General features: G+C 40.2%; 21 protein-coding genes, 2 tRNA genes, 1 other RNA gene and 1 pseudogene. 17 read left to right on the top strand and 8 right to left on the bottom strand.

Translation table 11 applies throughout. The features are described from left to right. The first annotated feature begins 137 nt into the window (after window positions 1-137). From U2718_RS24435 to U2718_RS24385, 11 genes are all read left to right on the top strand, one after another. A complete protein-coding gene (locus U2718_RS24435) occupies window positions 138-596 on the top strand; it encodes an ATP synthase subunit I (RefSeq protein ID WP_342002665.1) in 459 nt (152 codons plus the stop codon). Window positions 597-693: 97 nt separating this feature from the next. Next, a complete protein-coding gene (gene atpB / locus U2718_RS24430) occupies window positions 694-1449 on the top strand; it encodes a F0F1 ATP synthase subunit A (protein ID WP_342002664.1) in 756 nt (251 codons plus the stop codon). Window positions 1450-1623: 174 nt separating this feature from the next. Further along, the gene (atpE, locus tag U2718_RS24425) at window positions 1624-1869 is read left to right on the top strand and encodes an ATP synthase F0 subunit C (RefSeq protein WP_016874655.1); all 246 of its coding nucleotides are present in this window, start codon (window positions 1624-1626) and stop codon (window positions 1867-1869) included. 151 nt (window positions 1870-2020) lie between these two features. After that, complete coding sequence (locus U2718_RS24420; protein ID WP_342002663.1) at window positions 2021-2455, top strand: F0F1 ATP synthase subunit B'; 435 nt, start codon at window positions 2021-2023, stop codon at window positions 2453-2455. A 165-nt stretch (window positions 2456-2620) separates the two neighbouring features. Further along, complete coding sequence (locus tag U2718_RS24415; protein WP_342002662.1) at window positions 2621-3178, top strand: F0F1 ATP synthase subunit B; 558 nt, start codon at window positions 2621-2623, stop codon at window positions 3176-3178. Next, the gene (atpH, locus tag U2718_RS24410) at window positions 3175-3729 is read left to right on the top strand and encodes an ATP synthase F1 subunit delta (protein ID WP_342002661.1); all 555 of its coding nucleotides are present in this window, start codon (window positions 3175-3177) and stop codon (window positions 3727-3729) included. The genes U2718_RS24415 and atpH overlap by 4 nt, the downstream gene beginning before the upstream one ends. 352 nt (window positions 3730-4081) lie before the next feature. Further along, a complete protein-coding gene (gene atpA / locus U2718_RS24405; RefSeq protein WP_342002660.1) occupies window positions 4082-5602 on the top strand; it encodes a F0F1 ATP synthase subunit alpha in 1521 nt (506 codons plus the stop codon). 146 nt (window positions 5603-5748) lie between these two features. After that, window positions 5749-6696 (top strand): F0F1 ATP synthase subunit gamma, encoded by a 948-nt coding sequence (locus U2718_RS24400; protein ID WP_342002659.1) that lies wholly within the window; start codon window positions 5749-5751, stop codon window positions 6694-6696. 161 nt (window positions 6697-6857) lie between these two features. Then, window positions 6858-7248, top strand: a transfer-messenger RNA (tmRNA) gene (gene ssrA / locus U2718_RS24395). A gap of 160 nt (window positions 7249-7408) precedes the next feature. Next, window positions 7409-7648: a hypothetical protein gene (locus U2718_RS24390; RefSeq protein ID WP_016874661.1), complete on the top strand. Its 240-nt coding sequence runs from the start codon at window positions 7409-7411 to the stop codon at window positions 7646-7648. Next, a complete protein-coding gene (locus U2718_RS24385; protein ID WP_342002658.1) occupies window positions 7645-7911 on the top strand; it encodes a type II toxin-antitoxin system RelE/ParE family toxin in 267 nt (88 codons plus the stop codon). Before U2718_RS24390 ends, U2718_RS24385 begins: the two co-directional genes overlap by 4 nt. Before the next feature lie 413 nt (window positions 7912-8324). On the opposite strand, the gene U2718_RS24380 is transcribed toward U2718_RS24385, so the two are convergent. Continuing rightward, entirely contained in the window at window positions 8325-10571 is a 2247-nt protein-coding gene (locus tag U2718_RS24380) for a dynamin family protein (protein ID WP_342002657.1), read from the bottom strand. 669 nt (window positions 10572-11240) lie between these two features. On the opposite strand from U2718_RS24380, the gene U2718_RS24375 reads away from it, so the two are divergent. Together U2718_RS24375 and U2718_RS24370 are read left to right on the top strand one after the other, a co-directional pair. Continuing rightward, complete coding sequence (locus tag U2718_RS24375) at window positions 11241-12959, top strand: diflavin flavoprotein (RefSeq protein WP_342002656.1); 1719 nt, start codon at window positions 11241-11243, stop codon at window positions 12957-12959. A 161-nt stretch (window positions 12960-13120) separates the two neighbouring features. Then, the gene (locus U2718_RS24370; protein WP_342002655.1) at window positions 13121-14836 is read left to right on the top strand and encodes a diflavin flavoprotein; all 1716 of its coding nucleotides are present in this window, start codon (window positions 13121-13123) and stop codon (window positions 14834-14836) included. 839 nt (window positions 14837-15675) lie between these two features. Here U2718_RS24370 and U2718_RS24365 read toward each other — a convergent pair. After that, window positions 15676-15849, bottom strand: coding sequence for a hypothetical protein (locus U2718_RS24365; protein WP_342002654.1), 174 nt, complete (start codon window positions 15847-15849; stop codon window positions 15676-15678). A 263-nt stretch (window positions 15850-16112) separates the two neighbouring features. Between U2718_RS24365 and U2718_RS24360 the strand changes: the two genes are divergently transcribed. Together U2718_RS24360 and U2718_RS24355 are read left to right on the top strand one after the other, a co-directional pair. Next, window positions 16113-17165, top strand: a complete 1053-nt coding sequence (locus tag U2718_RS24360) for a hypothetical protein (RefSeq protein ID WP_342002653.1) — start codon at window positions 16113-16115, stop codon at window positions 17163-17165. A 280-nt stretch (window positions 17166-17445) separates the two neighbouring features. Beyond that, window positions 17446-20079, top strand: a complete 2634-nt coding sequence (locus U2718_RS24355) for a DNA polymerase III subunit alpha (protein ID WP_342002652.1) — start codon at window positions 17446-17448, stop codon at window positions 20077-20079. A 1-nt stretch (window position 20080) separates the two neighbouring features. Here the strand turns inward: U2718_RS24355 and U2718_RS24350 are convergent, their stop codons facing one another. The 6 genes from U2718_RS24350 to U2718_RS24325 form a co-directional block, all read right to left on the bottom strand. Further along, the gene (locus U2718_RS24350) at window positions 20081-20680 is read right to left on the bottom strand and encodes a Uma2 family endonuclease (RefSeq protein WP_342002651.1); all 600 of its coding nucleotides are present in this window, start codon (window positions 20678-20680) and stop codon (window positions 20081-20083) included. A gap of 222 nt (window positions 20681-20902) precedes the next feature. Then, window positions 20903-22429: a slipin family protein gene (locus U2718_RS24345; RefSeq protein ID WP_342002749.1), complete on the bottom strand. Its 1527-nt coding sequence runs from the start codon at window positions 22427-22429 to the stop codon at window positions 20903-20905. A gap of 733 nt (window positions 22430-23162) precedes the next feature. Beyond that, window positions 23163-23234: transfer RNA gene (locus tag U2718_RS24340), tRNA-Ile, on the bottom strand. A 3-nt stretch (window positions 23235-23237) separates the two neighbouring features. Continuing rightward, a tRNA-Asp gene (locus tag U2718_RS24335) sits at window positions 23238-23307 on the bottom strand. Between the two features lie 277 nt (window positions 23308-23584). Then, window positions 23585-24001, bottom strand: a complete 417-nt coding sequence (locus U2718_RS24330) for a heavy metal-responsive transcriptional regulator (protein WP_342002650.1) — start codon at window positions 23999-24001, stop codon at window positions 23585-23587. 38 nt (window positions 24002-24039) lie between these two features. Further along, a complete protein-coding gene (locus U2718_RS24325) occupies window positions 24040-24657 on the bottom strand; it encodes a class I SAM-dependent methyltransferase (RefSeq protein ID WP_342002649.1) in 618 nt (205 codons plus the stop codon). 420 nt (window positions 24658-25077) lie between these two features. On the opposite strand from U2718_RS24325, the gene U2718_RS24320 reads away from it, so the two are divergent. Together U2718_RS24320 and U2718_RS24315 are read left to right on the top strand one after the other, a co-directional pair. Beyond that, window positions 25078-25845, top strand: coding sequence for a DsbA family protein (locus tag U2718_RS24320; RefSeq protein WP_342002648.1), 768 nt, complete (start codon window positions 25078-25080; stop codon window positions 25843-25845). A 498-nt stretch (window positions 25846-26343) separates the two neighbouring features. After that, window positions 26344-26931, top strand: a pseudogene (locus U2718_RS24315) (CAP domain-containing protein); the annotation flags it as partial. Between the last annotated feature and the right edge of the window lie 51 nt (window positions 26932-26982).

The raw sequence follows: 26982 nt of genomic DNA, 5'->3' as shown, positions 1-26982 counted from the left end.
GCACTCTCCACACTCCGTTCCCATTGGTTAACAGTTAAGTGAATTGTTTTTTTCTAAAGTATTGTTACTCAATCGTGATATGATTTAGCTGGCTGAATGTGCAGTCAACATAATTAGCTGTACTGGTTTCGAGTCCCGTGAGCTTGTCTGATGAATCAACTGATCCCACACCAACAACACGACAAGATACTCAATCTGGTTTTGAGGACACAGAACCAGTAGACTCCATGCAGGAGTTTTATAAACTCTATCAGGAGTTTTTGGTAATTACACTTGTCTTGACGGGGATTATTTTTATCTCTGTGTGGATTTTTTATTCCCTAAACATTGCCCTAAATTATCTTCTTGGGGCAGCTACTGGCATGGTTTATGTAAGGATGTTGGCAAAAGATGTTGAGCGATTGGGTCAAGAAAAACGGCAGCTGAGTAAAAATCGGTTTGCTTTACTAGTAATCATAATTCTAGTGGCATCTCGGTGGAATCAGCTACAAATATTGCCCATATTTTTGGGTTTTCTCACTTATAAAGCAACGCTCATCTTCTACGTCATCAGGGAGGGATTTCTCTCTGCTTTACCGAATCCTCGACAACCTTGAAATAGCTCAATGTGAGGTTTTTGGAAAGAAAATCCACACCAGGCTCCTGTTCCTGCTCTCCAGCTAAGATTGGAGAAATAATTGATATGGGAAGGAAATGCTGAATTTTCTGAACTTCTTCAATTCTGTTCCCCTTGCCGAATTAGAAGTCGGTCAACATTTCTACTGGCAATTGGGCAATCTAAAAATACACGGGCAAGTTTTTCTCACCTCTTGGTTTGTGATTGCCGTTCTAGTAGTGGCTTCACTTGCTGCGACTCGGAACATCCAGAAAATTCCTAGTGGCATACAAAACTTGATGGAATATGCCTTGGAATTTATTCGCGATCTGACAAAAAACCAACTTGGTGAGAAAGAGTACCGTCCTTGGGTGCCATTTATTGGCACACTGTTTTTGTTTATCTTCATCTCAAATTGGTCGGGTGCTTTGGTACCGTGGAAGATCATCAAACTCCCATCGGGTGAGTTAGCTGCTCCGACCAATGACATCAATACGACAGTAGCACTAGCGTTGCTGACATCTTTGGCTTACTTTTACGCCGGTTTTAGCAAGCGCGGTCTGGGATACTTTAAAAAGTATATCGAGCCGACACCGATCCTGCTACCGATCGCGATTCTAGAAGATTTCACCAAGCCTCTGTCCCTAAGCTTCCGACTTTTTGGTAACATCTTGGCGGATGAACTAGTGGTGGCAGTGCTGGTTCTTTTAGTTCCTCTATTCGTGCCTCTGCCGGTAATGGCTTTGGGGTTATTTACTAGTGCCATTCAAGCCCTGGTTTTTGCCACATTAGCAGGCGCGTATATTCATGAGGCGATGGAGGGACATGGTGGTGAAGAGCATGAGGAACATTAGATACAGTGAACAGTGAACAGTAAAGAAAAACTGATAACTGATCACTGAATAACTGGTAAAGTCCTCAGTTGATGTAATTTTAGATTTTGGCAGCTCGAATTTTGAGTTTGATTCAAAATCTAAAATCTCAAATCAAAAACCGTTCGTTTTGTAGTCGAAGTAAGGAAAATCAAAATGGATCCATTAATTTCTGCTGCTTCAGTTCTTGCTGCCGCTTTGGCAATTGGTTTAGCTGCAATCGGCCCTGGTATTGGTCAAGGGAATGCTGCTGGTCAAGCAGTAGAAGGTATTGCCCGTCAGCCAGAAGCAGAAGGAAAAATTCGCGGTACTCTACTGTTAACCCTAGCTTTCATGGAATCACTGACAATTTATGGTCTAGTGATTGCGCTGGTGTTATTGTTTGCTAACCCATTTTCCTAAGACTTAAAACTCTTTTGTTGATGAACAGACGTGAACAATCACGTCTGTTGTCTAGAGTGACCCTTTATATTTATTGGGTCTCTAGTCACATAATCAAGGGTTAACTGAAATATTGCCATGAAAACTGCTGTCCCAGCCAAAGAGGAGAGAAATGTTTGATTTCGATGCTACCTTGCCCTTGATGGCATTGCAGTTCCTGCTGTTGGCAGCTGTATTGAATGTGATTTTCTATAAGCCACTGACCAAGGCATTGGACGATCGCGATAACTACATCCGAACGAATAACCTTGAAGCTCGCGAACGCTTGGCTAAAACTGAGCGATTGACAAAGGAATATGAGCAGCAGCTTGCGGATGCTCGTAAGCAAGCCCAAGCAGTTGTAACTCATGCTCAGGAAGATGCTCAGAAAATTACTGCTGAGAAAATCGCCCAAGCGCAAAGAGAAGCTCAAGCTCAACGAGAACAAGTGGCTCAAGAAATAGAACAGCAAAAGCAGGAAGCTTTACGTTCTTTAGAACAACAGGTAGATGCCTTTAGCAGGCAAATTCTAGAAAAACTATTGGAACCAAGTTTAGTTGGGAAGTAGAGCTATTTTGATCAAGCTCGCAAAATCGGTTCCAAAAAAGGCATACGCGCAGCGGGGCGTAGTCTCTGTAAGCGCTGAATTAAGTGTCACGCATTGACACTTTTTTCCCTTTTTTCCTTTGGGGAAAGTTCTAAACTTACTAGCAAGGGAGCAGCGCAGTTGTAGATGGGTATCATAGGAACTGTCTTATTACTAGCCACAGAAGCATTGGCAGAAGCAGAATCAGCAGAAGGCGGTTTCGGTCTCAACTTAGACATTTTAGAAACCAACATCATTAACCTAGCGATTCTGATTGGCGTATTATTTTACTTTGGGCGTAAAGTTGTAGGCAACACTTTGAGCGAGCGGCGCTCAAATATTGAAACAGCAATTCGGGAAGCAGAAGAGCGCTTAAAACAAGCTGCTGAACAGCTTTCCGACGCACAGCAGAAGTTGACTAAGGCACAAGCAGAGGCACAACAAATTCGTAAATCTGCTGAAGAAAACGCTCAGGCAACTCGTGAAGCAATTTTGGCACGAGCAGCAGAAGATGTGCAACGTTTGAAAGAAACCGCTGCCCGTGATTTAAGTGCGGAAAGAGAGCGAGCGATCGCTCAACTACGGCAGCAGGTAGTCGCGATGGCATTGCAAAAAGCGGAGTCAGAACTCAAAAGTGGAATTTCTGACAATGCCCAACAAACATTAATTGATCGCAGCATCGCGCTACTGGGAGGCAAGGGATGAAAACTAATATCGCAACAGCCGAAATAGCCCAGCCTTACGCACAGGCTTTAATGTCGGTAGCGCAATCAAAAAACCAGACAGAAGAGTTTGGTGAGGATATACGCTCTTTGCTGAACTTGTTGTCTGAAAGCGAGCAACTGCGGAACTTTTTTGGCAATCCTTTTATTCCACCAGAGGATAAAAAGGCAGTCATCAATCGTATCTTCGGTGAAGGTACTAACACTTATCTCCGTAACTTTTTGATGCTGCTGGTAGATAGACGGCGCATTCTTTTGCTGGAAGATATTTGCCAGCAATATTTGGTGCTGTTGCGGCAACTCAAACAAACAGTGTTAGCAGAAGTAATATCTGCCGTACCTCTGACCGAAGCGCAGTCCTCAGCAGTGAAAGAAAAGGTCATTGCTATGACCAAGGCTCGCGAAGTAGAACTAGACACCAAAATTGATCGTGACATCATCGGTGGTGTCATTATAAAAGTGGGTTCTCAGGTAATTGACGCAAGTTTGCGAGGTCAACTGCGTCGCCTTTCTTTGCGCCTAACCAGTGCCTAGAAAGTTATGAGTGATGAGTTATGAATTCTGGGTTATGAGTAACAGATTTTGGTTCTGAACTTGTAACTCTCAACTACTAAGTAGAAGGCAGAGAGAAGTTTGTAGACGCCTCCGGCGTCTTCCCGTAAGGGTGCGGAGGTTTCCTCCGTTAGCAAAGCTCCTCCGAAGGAGGCTCAAAGCTTCAAAGAGGCAGAAGGCAGTAGGCAGAAGGTAAAAAGCTTCTCCTATTTAGTTTCTGACAATAAGCATTTTACGTTTAGCTCTGTCCACCTACTAAAATTTAATTCTTAACTCCTAACTCTAAACTCCTAACTTTTGAATCTTTCCGTCTCGACAGCAAGAAAATAGACAAATGGCAATTAGCATCAGACCTGACGAAATCAGCAGCATTATCCAACAACAAATCGAGCAATACGACCAACAAGTCAAAGTTGCTAACGTTGGTACGGTTTTGCAAGTAGGTGATGGTATCGCCCGCGTTTACGGCCTAGAAAAAGCGATGGCGGGTGAGCTATTAGAATTTGAAGATGGCACCATTGGTCTCGCCCTCAACTTAGAAGAAGACAACGTGGGTGCGGTGTTGATGGGTGAAGGTCATGAAATTCAAGAAGGTAGCACCGTTACCGCTACTGGCAAAATTGCTCAAGTGCCAGTAGGAGAAGCCTTAATTGGACGCGTTGTTGATGCTTTGGGTCGTCCCATTGATGGCAAGGGAGAACTCAAAACCAATGAAAACCGTTTGATTGAATCTCCAGCACCTGGTATTGTAGCGCGCCGCTCCGTACACGAACCCATGCAAACCGGAATCACTGCTATTGACGCGATGATTCCCATCGGTCGTGGTCAGCGAGAGTTGATTATTGGTGACCGTCAAACTGGTAAAACAGCGATCGCAATTGACACCATCCTCAATCAAAAAGAAGAAGATGTAATTTGTGTCTACGTAGCGATCGGTCAAAAAGCCTCTACTGTGGCAAACGTCGTCCAAACACTGCAAGACAGAGGCGCGATGGACTACACCATCGTTGTTGCTGCCAATGCCAGTGACCCTGCCACCCTACAATACCTTGCTCCTTATACAGGTGCGACACTAGCTGAGTACTTTATGTACAAAGGCAAAGCCACCCTAATTATTTACGATGACCTTTCTAAGCAAGCCGCAGCTTATCGACAAATGTCCTTGCTGCTGCGTCGTCCTCCCGGACGGGAAGCTTATCCTGGAGACGTGTTCTACATCCACTCTCGCTTATTAGAGCGAGCAGCTAAACTGAGTGACGAATTGGGTAAAGGTAGCATGACTGCCCTGCCAATCATCGAAACTCAAGCAGGTGACGTATCTGCTTACATTCCCACCAATGTAATTTCGATTACCGACGGTCAGATCTTCCTTTCTGCTGACTTATTTAACGCTGGTATTCGTCCTGCGATTAACCCCGGTATTTCCGTCTCACGGGTAGGTTCTGCCGCTCAAACCAAGGCAATGAAAAAAGTTGCCGGTAAGTTGAAGTTGGAGTTGGCACAGTTTGATGAACTGCAAGCCTTCGCACAATTCGCTTCTGACTTAGATAAAGCCACCCAAGACCAGTTAGCACGGGGTCAGCGTTTGCGGGAACTCTTGAAGCAACCGCAAAACTCACCTCTAGCAGTGTATGAGCAAGTGGCTATTCTTTATGCTGGTATTAACGGTTATTTGGACGATATCCCCGCCGATAAAATTACTGTTTTCTCTAAGGGTTTACGCGAGTACTTAAAGACTAGCAAACCTCAGTATGTTCAAGGTGTGCAATCACAGAAAGTACTGGGTGATAGCGAAGAAGCTGCCCTGAAGGAAGCAATTAATGAATACAAGAAGACCTTCTTGGCAACAGCATAATTAGGGGATAGGGGTTAGGGACTAGGGGCTAGGGTTGTAGATTAAATCCCCTAAATTCTGGTAATACTCATCTTCCCAATCCCTAACCTCTAATTCTTAATCTCTCTAGTCCCTAGCCTCTAATCCCTAGTCTCTAATCAAAGATTATGGCTAACCTCAAAGCAATACGCGATCGCATTCAATCGGTTAAAAATACCAAAAAAATTACAGAAGCTATGCGGCTAGTGGCGGCAGCGAGGGTACGTCGCGCCCAAGAACAGGTACTATCCACTCGCCCCTTTGCCGATCGCCTCGCCCAAGTACTCTACGGTTTGCAAGCCCGTCTGCGGTTTGAAGAAGCAAACCTGCCCTTGCTCAGAAAGCGGGAAATTAAGTCAGTGGGGCTGTTGGTAATTTCAGGCGATCGGGGTTTGTGCGGTGGTTATAACACCAACGTCATCAAGCGTGCGGAAAATCGTGCCAAGGAACTCAAAGCAGAAGGTGTAGATTACAAATTTGTGATCGTAGGGCGCAAAGCCACACAGTACTTCCAACGTCGCGATCAACCAATTGATGCTGTCTATACCGGCTTAGAGCAAATTCCCACCGCAGCTGAAGCTTCCAACATTGCTAACGAACTCCTTTCTTTATTCCTTTCAGAAAGCGTAGACAGAATCGAGTTAATTTACACTCGCTTTGTCTCTCTAGTTAGCTCTCGTCCGGTAGTACAAACTCTGCTTCCCCTTGACACTCAAGGTTTAGAAACCGCAGATGACGAAATCTTTCGTCTGACAACTCGCGGTGGTCAGTTTGAAGTAGAAAGGCAGAAAGTAACTGCTCAAGTTCGGTCTCTTCCCAATGACATGATTTTCGAGCAAGATCCGGTGCAAATTCTGGATTCTTTGCTACCTCTTTACTTAACTAACCAGCTATTGCGAGCGCTGCAAGAATCAGCAGCAAGTGAACTGGCAGCGCGGATGACAGCCATGAGCAATGCCAGTGACAACGCAGCTGAGTTAATTAACACCCTTACTCTGTCTTACAACAAAGCCCGTCAAGCTTCAATCACTCAAGAAATTCTTGAGGTTGTTGGCGGTGCTCAAGCCTTAAGCTAGGACAGGGATACGACGAAGACATGGAGAGGCAAAGACACGGAGACGCGAAGACAAATTTCGCCTCCCTCCCTCTTCATCTCCTTACTAAAAATCGAGAAAATTTCTCAATATAGTGTCTAAGTTTAAAACTGCACACTATAATGAGAATATAAGAACCTCATGGGTCCGCACCGGTTTCGACAGGCTGGCGAAAGCTACTCTGTGATTCAGGTCGAGAGTGAGTCATCTCTCGCAAATACAAGGCTCAAAAAAAAGTAAATGCGAACAACATCGTAAAATTTGCTCGTAAGGAAGCTGCTGTAGCAGTTGCCTAAATACCTCTAACGGTTCGAGCGCTTCTAGTCTGACTCCGTTAAGGGCTAGGGGCAAACCCCAACGGATGCGTTAACAAGTTTCCTCTGGTAGGCTTGTTGACAAAGACTTCACCAGAGAATCCTACCGTTCGGGATAATGAACGTTCCCCGCCTTGAGGGTAAGAAAGGCTAAACCTGTGAATGAGCGGGGGGTCAATACCCAGTTTGGACAGCAGTTCGACTCTGCTCGGATCCACTAAGAATCATCAAGTCCACCTGACACTGAGATGTGTAGGTGGATTTTGTTTTATGGTAGGAACGTAAACTCTACGATAGGTATCATCGATTATAATGAGAAGCCTTTAGGTGAAACTAGGGGCGGTGACAGAAAAAGTAAAAATAATCATTCCTAACTAACAATGAAAAGTGAACAAGAACGCGAACAATTAATTAAAGATATTAACGTACTGCTAAACCAAGCTTACGACAGCACTTTAGATGAAATTTATGCTTTCTTGAAAAAAATTGAAGATGAAGAGGATGAAGAAGATTTAAAAGCCTACGAGCAAGCTAAAAAATCTGCTGAGATTGACGGCTCGATGTCATGGGAAGAAGCTAAAAAAGAACTGGAAACAGAAAGAAAAAAGGAAGTAGCGTGAGTTATAAAGTTGAAATCTTAAAGGGGGCATTAAAACAACTAAAAAAATTATCGCCAGAACTTCAAGAACGTATACAAGTTAAAATTGATGATTTAGCCATAGAACCCCGCCCCAACGGGGTAAAAAAGCTAAAATGTCAAGAAAATGCTTATAGGATTAGAGTAGGTGATTATCGCGTTATCTACGAGATTTTTGATGATGTTTTACTAGTAAATGTTGTGGAAATAGGTCATCGAAGTAAAGTTTATAAGGATGAAAGTTGACTAGAAGAAATTCTACAACTTCAGTGATACCCTTTTTTTGACTTAATCCATTCGATTTTGCACTAAATTGGCTCTGTTGCTAGAGCAAGACGGTTATAAATGCTCTTTAGAGAAAATATCCAAGGCAAACATCAAGCTTGATAAAACCATTTGTGTTTAAACGTTATTGAAACTCTTTAGTTCAAACCTTTGTTTTTGGCTAAGTGCAAGATTTTAATTAATCGATGAACGTAAATCAATACTAATAAACACGAGAACGTGATACAAATCAAGCCCGTCCGCACGGGTTATTCAAAAAGGGGGTTTATACTCGGATTTCGTATTCAATGAAATCAATGCAATCTCAAAATTTTTCGACCCACAAACAATAAGTTGTGGGTATAAGTGTTGTTATTTACAGATTTCTATGCTTGTTATGTATGGTTTTTCCAAGGGATTGCGGTGAAAAAATTTGCCAGTTCCCTAAGTACGGATAAAATGTACTCAACATATTCTCTAGAAGCTTTATCATCATTTGAGCATAGCTCGCGAAGGTGTTGAATATAATCTTGAAAGCTTTTTTCTACAGCATCCGCCCCCTTATCAAAGGCTTTACCAGTGTCCTGCCAGTACTCATCAACTCCTTGAAGAAACTTGTTGAGTACTTGTTGTTCTTCAAAATGACTAACAATTTTCCTGGCTAGACGACGCTGCCATGATTCTCCAAAAAGTGACAATCCAATCATTGTAGCAGCTGCAATTAATCCTATTCCTAACGTTATAGGGCCTCCAATGCCAGCAACAAAAGATACGACAGTTGCTACGCCTCCGCTAATACTAATTCCTAAAGCAGAAAGAAGACTGACAAATTTGGCAACCAAGATATAAGCACCAAGATTTCCTAATGAAGTTGCCCACAAAGCAAGCGCACCAACTCCACCAGCACCTGCTAAACCACCAAGAAATGCTCCCTTTGAGTCAAAAGGAATAGAGACAGAACCAACGTTGAGTTTAGGTAATTTGAGAAACACCTCTTCATAAGTTTCCAGGAATTTATCGATTTCTGCCTTCAAATCTTCAGAATTTTGTTTAATAGTATTTTTTAGCTCACCTTGAAGTTGTTCTACTAAGTAACCTGCTGCATATTCCTTTGCATCTCTCTTATTGTTGTAGCGATTCCGTATCATAGTCTCAACAGCAGCAAGATGAACCATATTGTTGTAAGTTTGCCGAAACGAGTCTTTAGTCTGACTATGCAAATTAGAAATTTTTTGATAGACTCTATCTCTTCCCTGTTTTACCTGAGATACACGCTTTGATTCTTCTTGTTCTAATTGCTGAAGTTCTTTTTGTCGCTGCTCAATTTCTGATTTTGTTTGTTCGTAGGCTTTAATTTTGTCTGCTATCTGCTGAGGAACTTCATGCTTTAAATTACAAATGTCTTTATCAATTTGGTATTGACGTGTATTTGGAAGATTTTCTCCCAAAACAGCTAGAAGTTCATCCTTCAACCTTTTCCAACGTAATGGTGTTTCTTCCCAAAAAGCAAAGAAACGTTGTTGTAAGTCTTGTTGAGTAATTGGGCGATTAATTTGCTTACTGCGTTCTTTCAAAACTGTAGAACTTATATGTTCGTATAATCTGACTGCTCCAATCCTTACAAGAGACTCAAGTTGTGGATCTGTAATATGAGGAGCAGCATGAGTTGCTACTACAAAAAGGTTGCCAAGCTTAGGAAACTCATGATAATAAGCTTCGGGTATCGGCAATACCTCTATTAAATAGCTAAGGCGGCTTAAGTCCTCAGCATTCATAAAACCATTTGCTGGTGAAGTGTATAAAATAATATCTGCAATTTGAACTGCACTATTGGCTTTTTTTACATCTTCAGATGTCTGGTCAGATTTGTCTGAATAACCAGGAAAATCTACGATGTTACAAGACCTAAGTAAAGGAGCATCTACATAGACAACTGCTGAGTGTCCTTCAACATTATTCTGTCGCAGATAGTCATGTACCCCATGCTGTCGTAAAACTTCTAGAGAACCAGCTTGAATACAATGTCTTTTGCACCATCCTTCTGAATTTAGTAATGTCAAGTCAAAGATTTGATTTCCTTTCTCATCCTTGGGCCAAAATTCTTCAGATAAAATACAGACTTGCTCATAAAACCATGCTGGTCGGTCATCTATGTGGCGCACGAATGTGATAACTCTTGTCGCAGGTTGATACTGAGAAGGCAAAAATTTCCCGCCTATAAGAATGTTTGCTAGGTGAGACTTGCCTGAATCGAACCGCCCTACCAATACCAAGTTAGGTTTTTGACGATACCGCTCTAGTTGTTTCCTTAAATTATCAGGTGTAGGGGGTTTACTTGGAATATCTAATTCTTCCAACGAAGCAGCATTATCAATATATTGTTCCAGTAAGTTTAAGTTGCAACGCAACTGCGCGTATGGGTCACCTGCATTAAGCGGAGGAGGTGCTGGAACTGCACTTGCCATGAGAGTAGCGATATCAGTTCCTAAAGCCTGTGCCCATCTCACTAAGAGTTCAGCAGGAATAGACCCTGGTTCCTGTTCATAGCGACTTACTTGCGCCTGAGACAAACCAAGGATAGCACCTAATTCTACTTGGCTCAAACCTGCTTTTTCCCGAAGGCTTTGTAAATTAATTTGCATAGAAAAATTTTCTGATACTTTTATTTTGATTATGCAGGTAGTGCATAATATCCATATTTAAAAACGATAAAAACATATTCGTTTTATGCATAAATTGCACAAAATTTTCTTAATCAAATCTTCATACTTTTAGATAAAACTTTATACCCGATAAAGCTAACTTTCTTGGAAAAAGTATTCCTTACTGTATTTATCCGGTTTTGTTCGTTGCAACAGTACTACAGGAAACAGGGATATAAATCTACTCTCTCATTTTGCAAATTTCTTTGGCGGAGTAGCAGTAAAAACTTGAAAATCAGAAGAAGTTCCTATTATCTGATTTTCTATGTTTATTTTGTGACAAACTCACTCTAGTTAATAACAATTAAAATTAGATACAACGGTTGCAAAATTTATGCTTTTCGTTACAAAATCATTAGCAGCAATAACATTGCTATGATTTTACTGTTGTAATTTTTTATAGAATTAGCCGTCAATTTTTGCTATAATTCGCAACTTAAAAAACGAGCATTAACTACACTTTTTCAGTAACAGTGTATGCCAAACAATAGACATTTTGGCTACATATTGACTTTTGAAAAAATAGAGTTTTGAACAACTTTACAAAAATAATTATGAGCAAAATAAGAAGTGAAAAGCAGACTGATGATTTGTGCTCGGAGACTCCTAATGGCAGCGCTCACAGAGAACGTCCAAAAACGACTTACTATACAAACTGTTGAAATTGCTCCCAACACGACGGCAATCCGTTCTCTTGATTGGGATCGCGATCGCTTCGATATAGAATTCGGGCTACAAAATGGTACAACCTACAATTCATATTTAATTAAAGGCGATCGCATTGCTTTGGTCGATACTTCTCATACGAAGTTTCGCGACTTGTATTTAGAGACTTTGAAAAAACTGGTCAATCCAAAAGCGATTGATTACATTATTGTCAGCCACACAGAGCCAGATCATAGCGGCTTGGTGGAAGACGTTCTCCAATTAGCACCCAGAGCTACTGTTTTAGCGTCTAAAGTTGCACTCCAGTTTCTGGAAAATTTGGTACACGATCCGTTCTCAAAGCGGATTGTCAAAAGTGGCGATCGCGTCGATTTAGGACAAGGACACGAAATCGAATTCGTTAGCGCCCCAAATTTACACTGGCCGGATACTATCTTCAGTTTCGACCATAAATCCCAAACTCTGTTCACCTGTGATGCCTTTGGGATGCACTATTGCAGCGATGACACCTTCGATGTCAACCTAGAGGCAATCGAACCTGATTTTAGATTTTACTACGATTGCTTAATGGGGCCGAACGCTCGTTCGTTGCTGAATGCAATGAAGAAAATGGGCGAACTCGGAAACATTAAAATCATTGCTAACGGACACGGCCCTTTACTTTATCATCATCTTGATGTTCTGAAAGAGTGTTACCAGAGTTGGAGCCAAAAACAAGCGAAATCAGAAACGATAGTTGGCTTGTTTTATGTCTCTGACTATGGATGTAGCGATCGCCTCGCCCAAGCCATTTCCCAAGGTATCCAGAAAACTGGTATCGGTGTGGAAATGATGGATTTGACTACTGGGGAAATTCAAGAAATCCAAGAACTAGCGAGTAGATCATCTGGCATTGTGATCGGTATGCCTCCAACGGCAAACGTTGCGGCTCAGGCTGCAATAAGTGCACTATTGGGCGTTACCAAAGAAAAGCAAGTCATTGGATTTTTTGAATGTTACGGCGGCGATGATGAACCAATCGATCCGCTACGCAGAAGATTTGTTGACTTCGGTGTTAAAGAAGCCTTCCCAGCAATTCGTATTAAAGAAACACCCACCCCAGCCACATACCAACTGTGTGAAGAAGCGGGTACTGACTTGGGACAATTGCTAGTCCGCGAGCGCAACATTAAGCAAATTAAGTCTATCGACGTTAATTTGGAAAAAGCCTTAGGTAGGATTAGCAGTGGGCTTTACATCATTACCGCCAAAAAGAATGAAGTCAAAGGAGCGATGCTTGCTTCATGGGTAGCACAAGCGAGCATCCAACCTTTAGGATTTACAATCGCCGTTGCTAAAGATCGTGCCATTGATTCATTGTTGCAAGTCGGCGATAAGTTTGTCCTTAACGTTCTAGAAGAAGGAAATTACCACGAACTGAAGAAACATTTCCTCAAGCGTTTACTTCCTGGAAGCGATCGCTTTGCCGGAGTGAAAACTCAAACAGCTAAAAACGGTGCTCCAATCCTCACAGACGCTCTTGCTTATATGGAATGCGAAGTCAAGAGCAGCATGGAATGTAGTGACCACTGGATTTTATACTGCAACGTCACTGATGGTCGAGTTGCCAAAGCCGACGGCTTGACAGCTGTTCGCCATCGCAAGGTAGGCAACTACTACTAAAGAAGGCAGGGGACAGGTGACAGGTGATAGGGAACAGGGGATAGGGGATAGGAGTATATTCTAAATACTTCTTCCACCCTCCCACTCCCCCATCTTCCCTATCTCTCCCTCTCCCCATCTTCCCCCTATCTCTGGAAATTCCCTCTCCTCACACAAAGCCTATGAATAATCCCAATCCTCGTGACGTGCAGGTTTTACCAATCGCCACAAATACGACTGTACTGAGAGCGCGTAGTTGGACACGTCTGCGCTTTGAAATTGAATACGCACTTGCTAGAGGTACTACCTCGAATTGCTACTTAATCAAAGCTGATAAAACTGCTATTATCGACCCGCCGCCGGAAACTTTTACTCAAATTTACCTAGATGCATTGCGGCAATGTCTCAATGATTGGGAAGGTTTGGATTATGTAATTTTAGGTCATTTTAATCCTAACCGTGTCGCTACCCTCAAAGGACTTTTAGATTTAATTCCAAAACTCACTTTTGTTTGTTCAGTTCCCTGCGCTACCAATTTACGTGCTACTTTTCCTAACCGTGAGTTGAAAATTATCACAATGCGGGGGAAAGAAACTCTGGATTTGGGACAAGGCCATGTTTTGAAATTTATTCCTATTCCCAGTCCGCGATGGCCGACAGGACTTTGTACTTACGACGAGCAAACCCAAATACTTTACTCTAATAAATTATTTGGTACGCATTTGTGTGGCGATGAAGTTTTTGATGAAGACTGGGATTTGTTAAAGGAAGATCAGCGCTACTACTTTGACTGCTTGATGGCTCCTCACGCAACTCAGGTGCAAGCAGCTCTGGAGAAAATATCAGAAGTGCCGGTGAGAATGTATGCTCCTGCTCATGGGCCTTTAATTCGCTATGGCTTGTTAGAGCTTACTAAAGACTATGAGATATGGAGCCGATCGCAAACCGATCGCGAGATTAGGGTTGCCTTACTTTATGCTTCAGCTTACGGCAATACGGCAACTCTCGCCCAAGCTTTTGCTTTAGGACTCACTAAAGGAGGAGTGGCTTTAGAGACTATCAACTGCGAATTTGCTGAACCTGATGAAATTCGCTCTGCCATCGAAAAGTGCGATGGCTTTATCATGGGTTCTCCCACGATTGGTGGTAATGCGCCTACTCCCATCCACACAGCCCTTGGTATTGTTCTATCCGTTGGTGATAACACTAAACTAGCTGGTGTCTTTGGTTCCTATGGTTGGAGTGGTGAAGCATTTGACTTAATAGAAGGAAAACTCAAAGATGCTGGTTTTAAGTTTGGGTTTGAAACCTTGAAGGCAAGGTTTAAACCTACAGATATTACTCTCAAAGAGTGTGAAGAAATGGGTACAGACTTTGCCCAAACACTGAAAAAAGCTAAAAAACAGCGAATCCCTCAACCAGCTGCTACTCCTGTTGAACAGGCGATCGGTAGAATAATTGGTTCAGTTTGCGTTGTCACTGCCAAGCTTGGTGATGTCTGTACCGGAATGCTTGGAGCTTGGGTATCACAAGCAACTTTTAACCCTCCAGGTATTACAGTTGCGATCGCCAAAGACCGTGCTGTTGAATCTTTAATGTATCCAGGGGGTAAGTTTGTTCTAAATATTCTGGGTGAAGAAAATTATCAAGATTACATGAAGCACTTCCGTAAATCTTTTGCCCCAGGAGAAAATAGATTTGCAAGTTTTCCCACAGCAATTGCAGATAACGGCTGTACAATTCTCACCGATGCTCTAGCATATCTTGAATGTTCGGTCAACAAACGTATGGAATGTGGCGACCATTGGGTTGTATATGCAATTGTTGACAATGGAAAATTACTCAAACCAGAAGGCATTACTGCTGTCCATCATCGCAAAGCGGGTAATCACTATTAATCATTACCTTAAGTCGTGTCGCCTTGCTGTATGATGTAGAGACTGAGAAAAATTTTACTTGATCGAAAAGGTTCAATAGTTCCTCAAGCCCACAGAAGTGGGTTTTTTTTATAATGAATCGCGTAGTAACAAGTGTTGATTTCACCGATTTGATAACTAAGCTTGCGAACTTTGTTTGATAGTAATTTCACTGGCTCTTAAAATAGCGATCGCCCTGCAATCTATAAGCAATTTTCGCATGATTTGGAGATTGATCACGTTTAAATATTTGAAATTCCGGATTGAATTTCCCAAACCAGAATAATCACTCAGTTCATTTAATTTTTCTATTCTTTAGGATGTTATATTCTATGCTTTTTTGGAGTTTTATACATTTAAATCGTTACTTTAAATACCGATAAAAAGATAACATAAAATATTGAGCAATAGAGTTACTCAATTTTCCGCAATTGCCCTAAGGACAATTGAATATATATTGTGTACGGTTTAACTAGGGAATCAGTAACAGGCACCTTGAATATCAGATGCCGTCTACTGCTACGACAGTTTTATAGTTTTTCATGCTCTTATGACTCCAAAACACACCAAAATCAGATTTCCTCTCTGGCAGTATCTGAATCAGCCCCTTTTTAGTAGTGATACTAAATTAGTATTAGATCCTCGTCGCTTCGCATATCTTTACAGGATTGAACTTCTTAAAAGGTGCTGGACTAAGGAATGTGACGCAAAAGGGCCTTTTTAAAACTAATATAGCCGCGATTTTAAATTGACGATTTTCATTGTCATAACATTAATGCCCCTAGTACAAACTTTGGGGTGTTAAGCAAAAATTTTAAATTTTATAAACCTGTAGCGTTGGCAAAGGCATCAATATATTTAACCTCGTCCAGAGAACGAGGTTTTTTGCTGTCGAGCACGGCACTCACAGTTATATCTCCCATCACATTAACTGCTGAGTGAGATTGAGATGCAATCCCAGTTTTGAGCCACAAATAATGCAGACATGGCTTCATGCAGAGTACGCAATATATTGTGTATAAAATTTTGCAGACTTAAACTAATCTTTAAATTTTTTCCTTAATAATCTTAGTGTTTATTATAGATATTACGCAATAATACGTATAATTTATAAAATTTTTATACAAAAATTTATATTTAACCTTTATATCATTTTTATTTACTTTTTAATAACCTTCTGTTAACCTAATTTTTATGTATTTTAACAAAATGGTTAGCAATCGGCTTAGATACAACATTTAAGAATAATATATCAATCATGACTAATATAGAGAGTAGACAAGACAAGCAAAAATTTCTAGGAAAGTGTTTAGTTAAGGCAGGATTGATAACACCAGACCAATTAAAAACGGCACTTAGTGAGCAAGTTTCATCTGACAGAAAGCTACAAGAAATTCTCACAATGCGTGGCTGGGTTGAGCAGCAAACTATAGATTTTTTTATGGAAAATTTGGTATTTACCAACCTATTAATAGCCAAGGAAAAACAGTTATTTCAAAATCGAGATAATAGGCAAGATAACAATTTTTTAGAACAAACTAAAAGTAGATATATTGATTCAGTGAATAGTGGTTTAACATTGCAGAAAGTTTTATTGTGTCTCTCTCCTCAAAACACCTTGCGATTGCTGTTTTTGTTGATAATATTTCTTTGCACAATTAATCTTGCTGGACAGTTTTCTTTATACTTCCTACCTGACTATCCTTTGAGGGATTTATTAGTATATTTATTTAATGTCGATCAAGAGAGAAATTTTCCTAGCCTGTATTCAGGGATTGCTTTGTTATTTTGTTCTATTCTTCTGTTTTTAATCACCTCTGCCAAAAAAATAGCTGGTGAAGCCCATATCTCTCACTGGAGAGCATTAACAATTATTTTTGTATGTTTGTCCATAGACGAACTTATGAGCTTTCATGAACTTCTGATTGCGCCAACGCAAAAGTTATTCAATACTAGTGGCTTTCTTTACTTTGCTTGGGTGATACCTGGTGCTATATTCGTACTCATGTTCCTATTAGCGTTTTTAAAATTTATCACTGCTCTTCCCAAAAAAATAAAACGCTTATTTTTAATAGCTGGGACAATCTACATAAGTGGTACTATTGGGATAGAAATGTTGGGTGGCTACCAAGCAAATTTGTATGGTCAGGACAATATAATTTATGCTGTCATCACAACTATTGAAGAGTTTTTAGAGATGCTGGGTATAGTTATTTTTATTTATGCCTTAATGTCGTATATTAGTACACACATTAAAGGTATATCTCTAAATATTATTATTAATCACAATCAGAAAATAGTTAATAATTAAACTACTAATTTGAAACCTATAATGGGTGAAGCAGATGTTAAAGTTATACATCTAAACAGTAATTTATCGCTTGTTATTTGTTGACTCTGTCATCAATACTTCATGAGCAACCACCTCAATCTGCTATCTGGCAGTCATAGCGAGGTGGTTTGAACTTTGAGATAAAAGTGCGATCGCTTACCTACAATCAGCAAAATTTGCTTGCTAGTATACATAGAGGCTGCACAGCTGTAGTTTAATGGAAAACACTTGTGTTGTTCGCTCACTGTAGGGAAAACGTATGTCCTTTGTTCCTTTGCACATTCACAGTGATTACAGCCTTCTAGATGGTGCGAGTCAATTACCAAATTTAGTTGATCGCGCGATCGAGTTAGGCATGAAAGCGATCGCCCTAACAGATCATGGGGTGATGTACGGGGCGATCGAACTAATTAAAATCTGTCGCAGCAAGAATATTAAGCCAATTATCGGCAATGAGATGTATGTTATTAACGGCGATATTACCAAACAAGAACGCCGTCCGCGTTATCATCAAGTTGTTTTAGCGAAAAATACAAAAGGTTATAAAAATTTAGTAAAATTAACGTCACTTTCTCACCTCCAAGGTGTACAAGGCAAAGGAATTTTTTCCCGCCCTTGTATTAATAAAGAATTACTCAAAGAATATCGCGAAGGCTTAATAGTTACTAGTGCTTGTCTGGGCGGTGAAGTACCTCAAGCAATTCTTGCTGGCAAACCAGATATTGCTAGAAGAGTAGCACAGTGGTATAAAGATGTATTTGGTGAAGATTATTATTTAGAAATTCAAGATCACGGCTCTCCAGAAGACCGAATTGTAAATGTAGAAATTATCAAAATTGCACAGGAGTTAGGGATTAAATTTGTCGCGACAAATGATTCTCATTACATTTCTTGTTATGACGTAGAAGCACACGATGCTTTGTTATGTATTCAAACTGGTAAATTAATTATTGAAGATAACCGAATGCGTTACAGCGGCACAGAATATCTAAAATCCGCTGAAGAAATGAAGCAGTTATTTCGCGATCACCTACCAGATGAAGTCATTGAAGAAGCAGTAAGTACTACTTTAGAAGTAGCCGATAAAGTCGAACCTTATAATATTCTGGGTGAGCCTCGCATTCCTAACTATCCTATTCCATCAGGACATACAGCAGATACCTATGTAGAAGAAATTGCTTGGCAAGGACTTTTAGAAAGACTGAATCGCAAATCTCGTAATGAAATCGATTCAGTTTACAAAGAAAGGCTGGAATACGAATTAAAAATGATTCAGCAAATGGGTTTTTCTACATATTTTTTAGTTGTGTGGGATTATATCAAATTTGCTAGAGATAATGATATACCTGTGGGGCCTGGGCGTGGTTCAGCGGCAGGTTCTTTGGTTGCCTATACGATGGGAATCACCAATATTGATCCGGTACATCATGGCTTACTCTTTGAAAGATTTCTTAACCCAGAACGGAAATCCATGCCTGATATTGATACGGATTTCTGTATTGAAAAACGAGATAAAGTCATTGAGTATGTTAATGAAAAATACGGTACAGAAAGAGTTGCCCAAATCATCACTTTTAACCGCATGACTTCCAAGGCGGTGTTAAAAGACGTCGCCAGAGTTTTAAATATTCCCTACGGTGAAGCAGATAAGATGGCGAAGATGATTCCTGTATCGCGTGGGAAGCCAGCGCCACTCAAAAAGATGATTTCTGATGAAACGCCAGAACCAGAATTTAAAGCAAAATACGACAACGATCCAAAAGTTCGTCATTGGTTAGATATGGCGATTCGCATTGAAGGAACTAACAAAACTTTTGGTGTCCATGCAGCAGGTGTGGTGATTTCTGCTGAACCTTTGGATCAAATTGTGCCGTTACAAAGAAATAATGATGGTTCTGTAATTACTCAGTATTTCATGGAAGACCTAGAATTGCTAGGTTTGTTAAAGATGGATTTTCTGGGTTTAAAGAACTTGACTATGATCCAGAAAACTATTGAATTAATTGAAGAAAATCATGGATTTAAAATTGATCCTTATGTAATTACTGCTCAGGAGAGAAAAGCTCAAAAAATATTAGCTAAGGGTGGAGAAAGCGCCAAACTTCCTCATGACGTGAGAAAAACTTATGAACTGTTAGAAGCAGGTGAACTAGAAGGTGTATTCCAGTTAGAATCTTCTGGTATGCGCCAGATAGTGAGAGATTTAAAACCTTCTAATATAGAGGATATTTCTTCAATTTTAGCGCTTTACCGACCTGGGCCGTTAGATGCTGGATTAATTCCTAAATTTATTAACCGTAAACACGGTCGTGAGAATATTGATTATGAACATAATATTTTAGAACCAATACTAGATGAGACTTATGGAATCATGGTCTATCAAGAGCAAATTATGAAAATTGCTCAAGATATGGCTGGATATTCTTTAGGACAAGCTGATTTGCTACGCCGGGCTATGGGTAAAAAGAAAGTTTCGGAGATGCAAAAACAGCGAGAAAAATTTATCGATGGTGCCGCTAAAAATGGTGTTAAACAACAAATTGCTGAGGATTTATTCGAGCAAATGCTGAAATTTGCTGAATATTGCTTGAGCTATGATACGGAAATTTTAACAGTAGAATATGGTTTTTTACCTATTGGAGAAATTGTAGAAAAAGATATTGAGTGTACGATTTATACAGTTGATAGTAACGGTTATGTATACACGCAACCTATAGCTCAGTGGCATAATCGCGGCGAGCAAGAGGTATTTGAATATTCCTTAGAAGATGGTTCGATTATTCGAGCCACTAAAGACCACAAATTTATGACAATTGATGGGCAAATGTTACCAATTGATGAAATATTTGCACGGGAATTGGATTTAATGCAAGTAAAGGGATTGCCGGAATAACTTAACTTTGCCGGAGAGTATCTCGGTAAGCTTTTACTGCCTGGGTTTGACTAGGAAATTTGACATACTTTGCCAAAATAGATAAATCTAATTCTGGTAAAAATTCACTGTGAGGAATGAGTTCATATCCTTCCTGGCGCAACCTGTAAACAGAAAACTGATTATTCTGCCAAAACCAAACTTCAGGTACTCCTAAACCCTGGTAGACAGATAATTTATGAATACCACCACTGGAGAGAACAACCTCGATCGCAATATCAGGGACTTCCTTGAGTTCACCAAAACAATAACATTCATCCGGCTCTAGTCCCCTGGCTTTGACTTGTTTGCAAAAGGTGGTAGAACCGTAACCAGTTAAATCAATGTCTTTTTCCAATGCGTAGATTTCGATTAAACGTCCAATTGTTGTTTTGTCTAGCTCATGTTCTGGCGATGGACTCATAATTTCCAGGGTTCCATCAACATAAGTCATCCGCAACCCTGGGATATCATCTAAGGTTGCTCGCAAGGTTTCGTATTGTTCCCAACTAACATTATTGAGTATGAGGCGTTGTTCTCCGGTACTTAGACTGCCTAGTTGTTGTACAAGATTGCTTGTCATGGCTGTAATTGATTTGCCGTAGAAATGTTTGTAGAGGATGATTCTATTTTCACGTTTATAAGCTGTGAGTGGTAAAGTTCACCTCCTCATCTGAAATATCTTGCACGCTTATGCAACAGCCTGAAGGCGGCAGCCCACCATTCTCGTTACCAGGTTGAACCTGGTGACGAGAATTAGAGCCTCTGGCTCTTGTTTATCGGCAATAAGGCAAGTTCCTTTGATTTATTGCCGATTAATCCGAATCAATTCCGTCAAAATGCTATCCAAGCTCCCATTAACTTGAATTTTTTCAATCTTCTCTGCAATTCGCTCTAGTACTTCCAATTCTTTCAAACGTAAGGCAACAGGGTTATCCTCCATCACCTTAGCTGTATTCAACATACTGCGAGTAGCAGCAGTTTCTTCACGGCGACGGACTACATTTGCTTGGGCTGCTTTTTCGGCTTCTACTACCTTGCTCAAAATTGTCCTAATCTCACCAGGGAGAATAATATCTTTAACCCCAACTGAATCTACTTCAATTCCATAGTCTGTAGTTTTTTGACGAATGTAATCAAAAATACTCCTATCAATTGCACCTTTATCCTCAAGCAACGCATCTAAAGTTCTTTCACCTACTGCGCCACGTAGCGCAAATTGTAGTTCTTTGTATAAGTAGCTAGTAATATCCGATAAACCGTTTTTGGCTCTGAGTGGATCGAGGATGCGGAAGCCAGCAGTTAAGTTTAAGCGCAAAGGCACTTTATCTTTAGAAAGAATATCTTGACCAGATACTTCCATAGTTTGCTGGCGAAGGTCAAATACTTCGGTTTGTAAAGAACGCCCAAACACCCACCACGCGTGCTTTCCTGGCTGGAGTTGGGTTTGAAACTCTTGATTAACGTACAGCAATCCAATATGCTGCGTGGGTACTTCGCAAATATGCAAACAATAACGGCTCAAAGCAAGAGCCTCTGGCAAACCCGTAACTAACTCAGCAATTAAGCGAGAGGGCAACTTAGCATCAGTGCTAATGTCAATCACCTCTACTTCCACACCTTGCCAAAATAGCTTGCGACTGCATGGCGGTAGAATGGCGATGACTTTACCTTGATAGCGGGCGATCGCTACTTGTTGATTTTGTAATTGAACTATTTCACAGTAAGAGGCGACAAACTCAGGGTGCCGCTCAATTAGCACATCCTCCAAAGGAAAGTCTGGATTGGGTACAATCCGGCTGAGGGTTCGGACTGAAACCTCTCTATCAACAACCCAGAAAGCATACTCACCAGGTTCCAAAGGTCGGATAAAATTATTCTGCACGTACAGCAAACCAATCTCATACTCCGAGATTTGAAACTTCTTGATTCCACTCAAGGCAATTCCACGCAGTTGCTGTACAAACTCCGCAGGTAATTCCAAGCTTTCATTCAAATTGAAAAGATGAGATTCTACCTCAATAAAACCACGCCAAAAAGCTCGCAATTGATTTGGTGCAATACTGATCCAATTTTGTCCGAAGCGTACTAAAGCGGTTTGATTAAATGCAGTCCTTACTACCAAAAGATATTGCTGTAACTCTGAACGATGATTTCGCAGCAACAGTTCCAAGTTCTCAATTTTGGCTTCTGGTTGGTTGAGATCGTAGGTTTTGACTTGCCAATGACGACCAAAATAAGTGTAAGTACCAGGCTGCAAAATTTTTTTAAAATCACTGCGATGATACAAAATACCAATTTCGTTAGGTTTAATATAAAACGTTTTCCACATGGAAATTTGCATAGATAACTTAGGCGGTTGTAGCCGAAGCAGAAGGTTTGATAAAGACATTTATATATTTGGCGTCAATAATTTGTCCCTGTGTTTTGTGAAAGGGCTGGGCATTGTGTATTACAGACTCTGACATATCTTGCACCAGATTTTCCTTTCGTCAATAAATAAATTTATTGGCTAATAGCCAAAGTCAGATTTATCTGACTAAAACAGTCTTTGAGTCCGTTTGAACGGACTTGTGATATGAGCCAGAGAATTAATTCTCTGGTGTACTAGAGATGAGATGCAAGATATCAAATAGCCTTTTAATACTTTAGATATTACATATACTACATTATATTTTTAAACTCTGCAAATGCAGGTGTTTGCAGTTCATTTGCGGGCAATTGCATCTCCAAAACTGGATTAAGGAGGCAGCGCGCCCTTGGAGGTTTCCCCCGTTGTAGCGACTGCCGTATTACTATTACTTCCCCTAAACTACCCAAGGGCAATCTAGAAAAAGAAAACAGCACTCAAATATGCCGTTCAGTTTGCCAGATCCAGAAAACTGGATGTAGAAAACGAAGGGACATACTCAAGTTAGGGAGAAAACAATTGCACTAGCTCCTTTACTGTTACTACCGACATTACTAGGTGATGTTCAGTAGTAAGCACCTACATCGCAGAGTTTTAATTAAATTTGAATTGGCTACCCTTGACAGGGTAGTATCTTTTAACCCGGATAGGGTTGGAGAAAGTATAGGAATCGAACCTACAACCAATCGATTATGAGTCGATCGCTCTACCAGTGAGCTAACTTTCGGGGAGTTTGATGTAGGAATTGAACCTACGTCCAGCCGATGACTTCGGATGCTCTGCCACTGAGCTAATCAAACAATGGGGTAGTGACGCATTGCTGTGCGGTATACGCTCAATCCAGAGGTTGGCGCACCAGTCGGATATATTGAACCCGAACTATAGCTTGGCAAATGTATTACTACTTATTACTATATGTAGCACAAGTAGGTATGAGGTGGTAGTGGAGAATTACTTACTTAGCTAAGATGTTTATATCGGTAGTAGTTTTTAGGAAAGGTAAAGGCTGGGACGCTTGTTAAGCCAGCAGTGATCGCTATTGCTAAAGCTCCCTATTCAGCTTTGGATCTTTATTGCTCACAGAGTTTTTTCGATAATAGGACAAATGGTTTGCTCAGGATTTTCAGGAATCCTTTCCCAGCCAGAAAGGAGTCCTTCCAACTCTTGTTTTAGGATGAGTAATTGCTGAATTTGTTTATGAATGTCTATTAGTTTTTCTTGCAGTTTAATTTTTATATGATCACAAGGTAATTCACCTTCGTCGTGAACATTCAAAAATTCCTTAATTTCTGATAAGCTTAATCCCAAACTTTGGGCGCGTTTGATGAAATTTAAGCGAGCTAAAACATCAGAGCGAAATAATCTAAATCCACCTTCTGTCCTGCCTGATGATTTAAGTAAACCTAGCTCTTCATAGTAACGAATCGTTTTAATTGGTACGCCACTTTCTTTAGCAACTAAACCAATAAGTTTTTGCTCTTGTTGAACTAACATATCCAGCTCCTATACCATGCAGTAAAAAATATAGTAATTTAGTTAATCTTGGTTGCAACACCTTTATAGAAATACCCCATAATTTTTGGAGTTTTTTCAGCGTAAAACTCTTCTAGACTAACAATATCAAATTGACTCTCTATCAACTGTCGAATATTGCGATTAAAGTGACAACCACCTGCAATTCTTTTTTGTAATGGGGTTAATCGGTTTTGCCAAACTTGAACTTCAGGTTCATGACTGAGTCCATGATCCACAAAAAAGAATTTTCCTCCTGGTTTGAGAACGCGGTAAATTTCTCTGAGAGCTTGTTCAACATTCTCAATACTACATAATGTCCAAGTACTCACCACGCTATCAAATGTGTGATCTGTCATTGGCAGGTTTTCACCATTTAACACTTTATGGTCTACAGTAATTGAGGATGTTTGAATCCGCTTTTGAGCTAGCCCATGAATCCCAGGGTTTACATCGACTGTGATAATCTTGTGAATGTGTTCAGGATAGTAAGAAAGATTCAATCCCGTTCCAAAACCAATTTCCAGAACTTCTCCTTTCACTCCTGCTAAAACCTCTTGACGATATTTAGCGAGGCTAGAATCGGATAATGACCAATCAAGCAGATAGGGAAGGATTCTTTGCGAGTAAAATCCCATTTTTCCTCCTATCAATGTGCAAATTATCAACTTGCCTACTTGATCTAATCTTAAACTCTCCAGCTAAATGGAGAGTCAAGGGTGATCAGTATCGTATTTTTAAATACAGGACTTACGTAAAATCTCTCTAGATCTTATTCCTCTATGTTCTCCGTGCCTGGAGCGCTTCTATTCTTCCATGATGTGCGTGGCACCTTTAGTAAACTGAAATCTTTTACCTTCTCAATCACCAGATGGAGCATTTTCTAGAACGTAAAATAAGGATTGGAGAAAAGTTAAGCAGTACTCAGCCTACAAAAATTGGTGGTGTACCCTAAGTGCCATTTTCCGTACTATTTACTGAAACATATATGTAGTGCATTTTGATTTGCCTTTCTCAGGGAATACTAGGAGAATGAAATTTTATCGATCAGTGAGATTATGCGTACATTATTTTCGTTGGTTGGACAACTTTTGCAACGGTTACTTACTCTGACAGTAATAGCATTGGTGTGTTTAGTTTTGGTTTGGTCATTTCCAGTACAAGCTGCTAGCCGTATTAATCCACAACTAGAAGAACAAGTTATACAAATTATTCGTAATCACCCAGAAGCAATTCTAGAATCAGTCCAAGTTTATCAACAGGAACAGCAGCAGCAATTACAGCAAACACGGCAAGCATTTTTGCAGGACTTAAAAACTAATCCCCAACAGGTAATAGGAGACTCTCCTACCACTGGAGCAACTACACCAAAAATTTTGTTGGTAGAGTTTTCCGACTTTCAATGTCCTTATTGTGCTGAGGCTCATAAAACTCTCAAAAATTTAATAGCGAAGCATCAGGATAAGGTCAAATTAGTGTATAAAAATTTTCCTTTAATCTCAATTCATGCAGAAGCTATGCCAGCCGCCCAAGCGGCTTGGGCTGCTCAACAACAGGGCAAATTTTGGGAATATCATGATGCACTATTTAATAATCAAAAGAAAATTGGCGAGTCTCTATATATAGATATCGCTAAAAAACTGAACTTAGATTTGGAAAAATTTGAAGAAGATAGACAAATTGCTAATAATTATATTCAGAAAGATATACAGTTAGCAGACAATTTGGGTCTTTCGGGAACACCATTTTTTATAATGAATAGTGACACTGTTTCTGGTGTAGTTCAGCTATCTAAGATAGAGGAATTACTGACAAGTGCTAAGTAAATAAGTCGGTGTTAATAATCATAATTAGTTTGTAGTAGCGCTTTAGCGATACTACAAGCCAAATACAGATATTTGACTTTTCGTCAGATAGTTTGGTTTTTCTCACCAACTTACTTAAGTAAAATTTTAAATATATTATATTCCCTGTTCTTCCTATTTAAAAGAATTATTTTGGCAAGAAAGAGCAGGGAATTTTTGTTTGCAGTTTCAGTATTTATACAGGTAATTTCTCATAGGATAGACATCACTTAACGCTTATCTAATATCAAATCGGTAAACTTGCTGTTTACGATGTTTTGCATTCAAGGTTACAACCAATGCATCCCAACGATTAGCTTTTTTAGCAGATTTTAGCAATTGTAAGGTGAGCACTGTTCACAAGTTAAAAATCAGTCTTTGAGGAAAGTATGTAGTACCCACCCTACAAAAATTGCTGTTGTCAAACTCACAAGCAAGCTTTTATCAAAAATGATGCATTGCATTTACTCAAAGTAACCTTCAAGTTTTTTATCACCTTTGGAACAACAGGTGATTAATGAAATGAACAAAGTGCGGACAAATCCTAAGATATACATTCCTATATTAGAAAACTATAAAAAACGCTTTCAAGGCAGTCGAGTAAAAATCTCCGATCGCTTATATTTGCAAACACAAGAGGGTATTCCTGCTGTGGATGAGGCGATCGCTTTTCTTAAAAAAGCCCGCCCTATAAGTACTCTAACTGCATCTAAAGGAATGTCTTTGGGTGCTAAAGACCTTGTTAAAGACCAAGGCTCTAAAGGTACAACAGGTCACTATGGTGCTGATGGCAGCAATCCCTCTACTCGCATCAATCGCTATGGCAAATGGCAAATTACTGCTGGCGAAAACATTAGCTATGGGCCAAATACGGCTCAGGATATCATTATGCAATTGATTATTGATGATGGGGTTAGCGATCGCGGTCATCGCAAAAACATCTTTAACTCTGCTTTTAAAGTCACAGGAGTTGCCTACGGAAATCACACTCGCTACAGAATGATGTGTGTAATTACTTATGCTGGTGGATATCTAGAAAATAGGGTTGGGGGAACAGGGAACAGGTGAAGAGGTATTTTCATGTATCTTGGAGAATGCAGTTCAGTAAGATACATGGTT

Source organism: Chlorogloeopsis sp. ULAP02 (genome assembly GCF_038404745.2).
GTDB lineage: Bacteria > Cyanobacteriota > Cyanobacteriia > Cyanobacteriales > Nostocaceae > Chlorogloeopsis.
The sequence above is the reverse complement of the archived record's forward strand: the minus strand, read 5'-3'. Positions and strand labels throughout refer to the sequence as shown.

What these genes read in the sequence shown, in the direction of transcription:
- atpA (WP_342002660.1), top strand. Translation starts at nt 4,082, where the DNA reads ATGGCAATTAGCATCAGACCTGACGAAATCAGCAGCATTATCCAACAA.
- U2718_RS24380 (WP_342002657.1), bottom strand. Translation starts at nt 10,571, where the DNA reads ATGCAAATTAATTTACAAAGCCTTCGGGAAAAAGCAGGTTTGAGCCAA.
- U2718_RS24415 (WP_342002662.1), top strand. Translation starts at nt 2,621, where the DNA reads ATGGGTATCATAGGAACTGTCTTATTACTAGCCACAGAAGCATTGGCA.
- atpE (WP_016874655.1), top strand. Translation starts at nt 1,624, where the DNA reads ATGGATCCATTAATTTCTGCTGCTTCAGTTCTTGCTGCCGCTTTGGCA.
- U2718_RS24325 (WP_342002649.1), bottom strand. Translation starts at nt 24,657, where the DNA reads ATGGGATTTTACTCGCAAAGAATCCTTCCCTATCTGCTTGATTGGTCA.
- U2718_RS24375 (WP_342002656.1), top strand. Translation starts at nt 11,241, where the DNA reads ATGGCAGCGCTCACAGAGAACGTCCAAAAACGACTTACTATACAAACT.
- U2718_RS24320 (WP_342002648.1), top strand. Translation starts at nt 25,078, where the DNA reads ATGCGTACATTATTTTCGTTGGTTGGACAACTTTTGCAACGGTTACTT.
- U2718_RS24355 (WP_342002652.1), top strand. Translation starts at nt 17,446, where the DNA reads ATGTCCTTTGTTCCTTTGCACATTCACAGTGATTACAGCCTTCTAGAT.
- atpH (WP_342002661.1), top strand. Translation starts at nt 3,175, where the DNA reads ATGAAAACTAATATCGCAACAGCCGAAATAGCCCAGCCTTACGCACAG.
- U2718_RS24390 (WP_016874661.1), top strand. Translation starts at nt 7,409, where the DNA reads ATGAAAAGTGAACAAGAACGCGAACAATTAATTAAAGATATTAACGTA.
- U2718_RS24360 (WP_342002653.1), top strand. Translation starts at nt 16,113, where the DNA reads ATGACTAATATAGAGAGTAGACAAGACAAGCAAAAATTTCTAGGAAAG.
- U2718_RS24345 (WP_342002749.1), bottom strand. Translation starts at nt 22,429, where the DNA reads ATGTGGAAAACGTTTTATATTAAACCTAACGAAATTGGTATTTTGTAT.
- U2718_RS24420 (WP_342002663.1), top strand. Translation starts at nt 2,021, where the DNA reads ATGTTTGATTTCGATGCTACCTTGCCCTTGATGGCATTGCAGTTCCTG.
- U2718_RS24365 (WP_342002654.1), bottom strand. Translation starts at nt 15,849, where the DNA reads ATGAAGCCATGTCTGCATTATTTGTGGCTCAAAACTGGGATTGCATCT.
- U2718_RS24400 (WP_342002659.1), top strand. Translation starts at nt 5,749, where the DNA reads ATGGCTAACCTCAAAGCAATACGCGATCGCATTCAATCGGTTAAAAAT.
- U2718_RS24370 (WP_342002655.1), top strand. Translation starts at nt 13,121, where the DNA reads ATGAATAATCCCAATCCTCGTGACGTGCAGGTTTTACCAATCGCCACA.
- atpB (WP_342002664.1), top strand. Translation starts at nt 694, where the DNA reads ATGCTGAATTTTCTGAACTTCTTCAATTCTGTTCCCCTTGCCGAATTA.
- U2718_RS24330 (WP_342002650.1), bottom strand. Translation starts at nt 24,001, where the DNA reads ATGTTAGTTCAACAAGAGCAAAAACTTATTGGTTTAGTTGCTAAAGAA.
- U2718_RS24350 (WP_342002651.1), bottom strand. Translation starts at nt 20,680, where the DNA reads ATGACAAGCAATCTTGTACAACAACTAGGCAGTCTAAGTACCGGAGAA.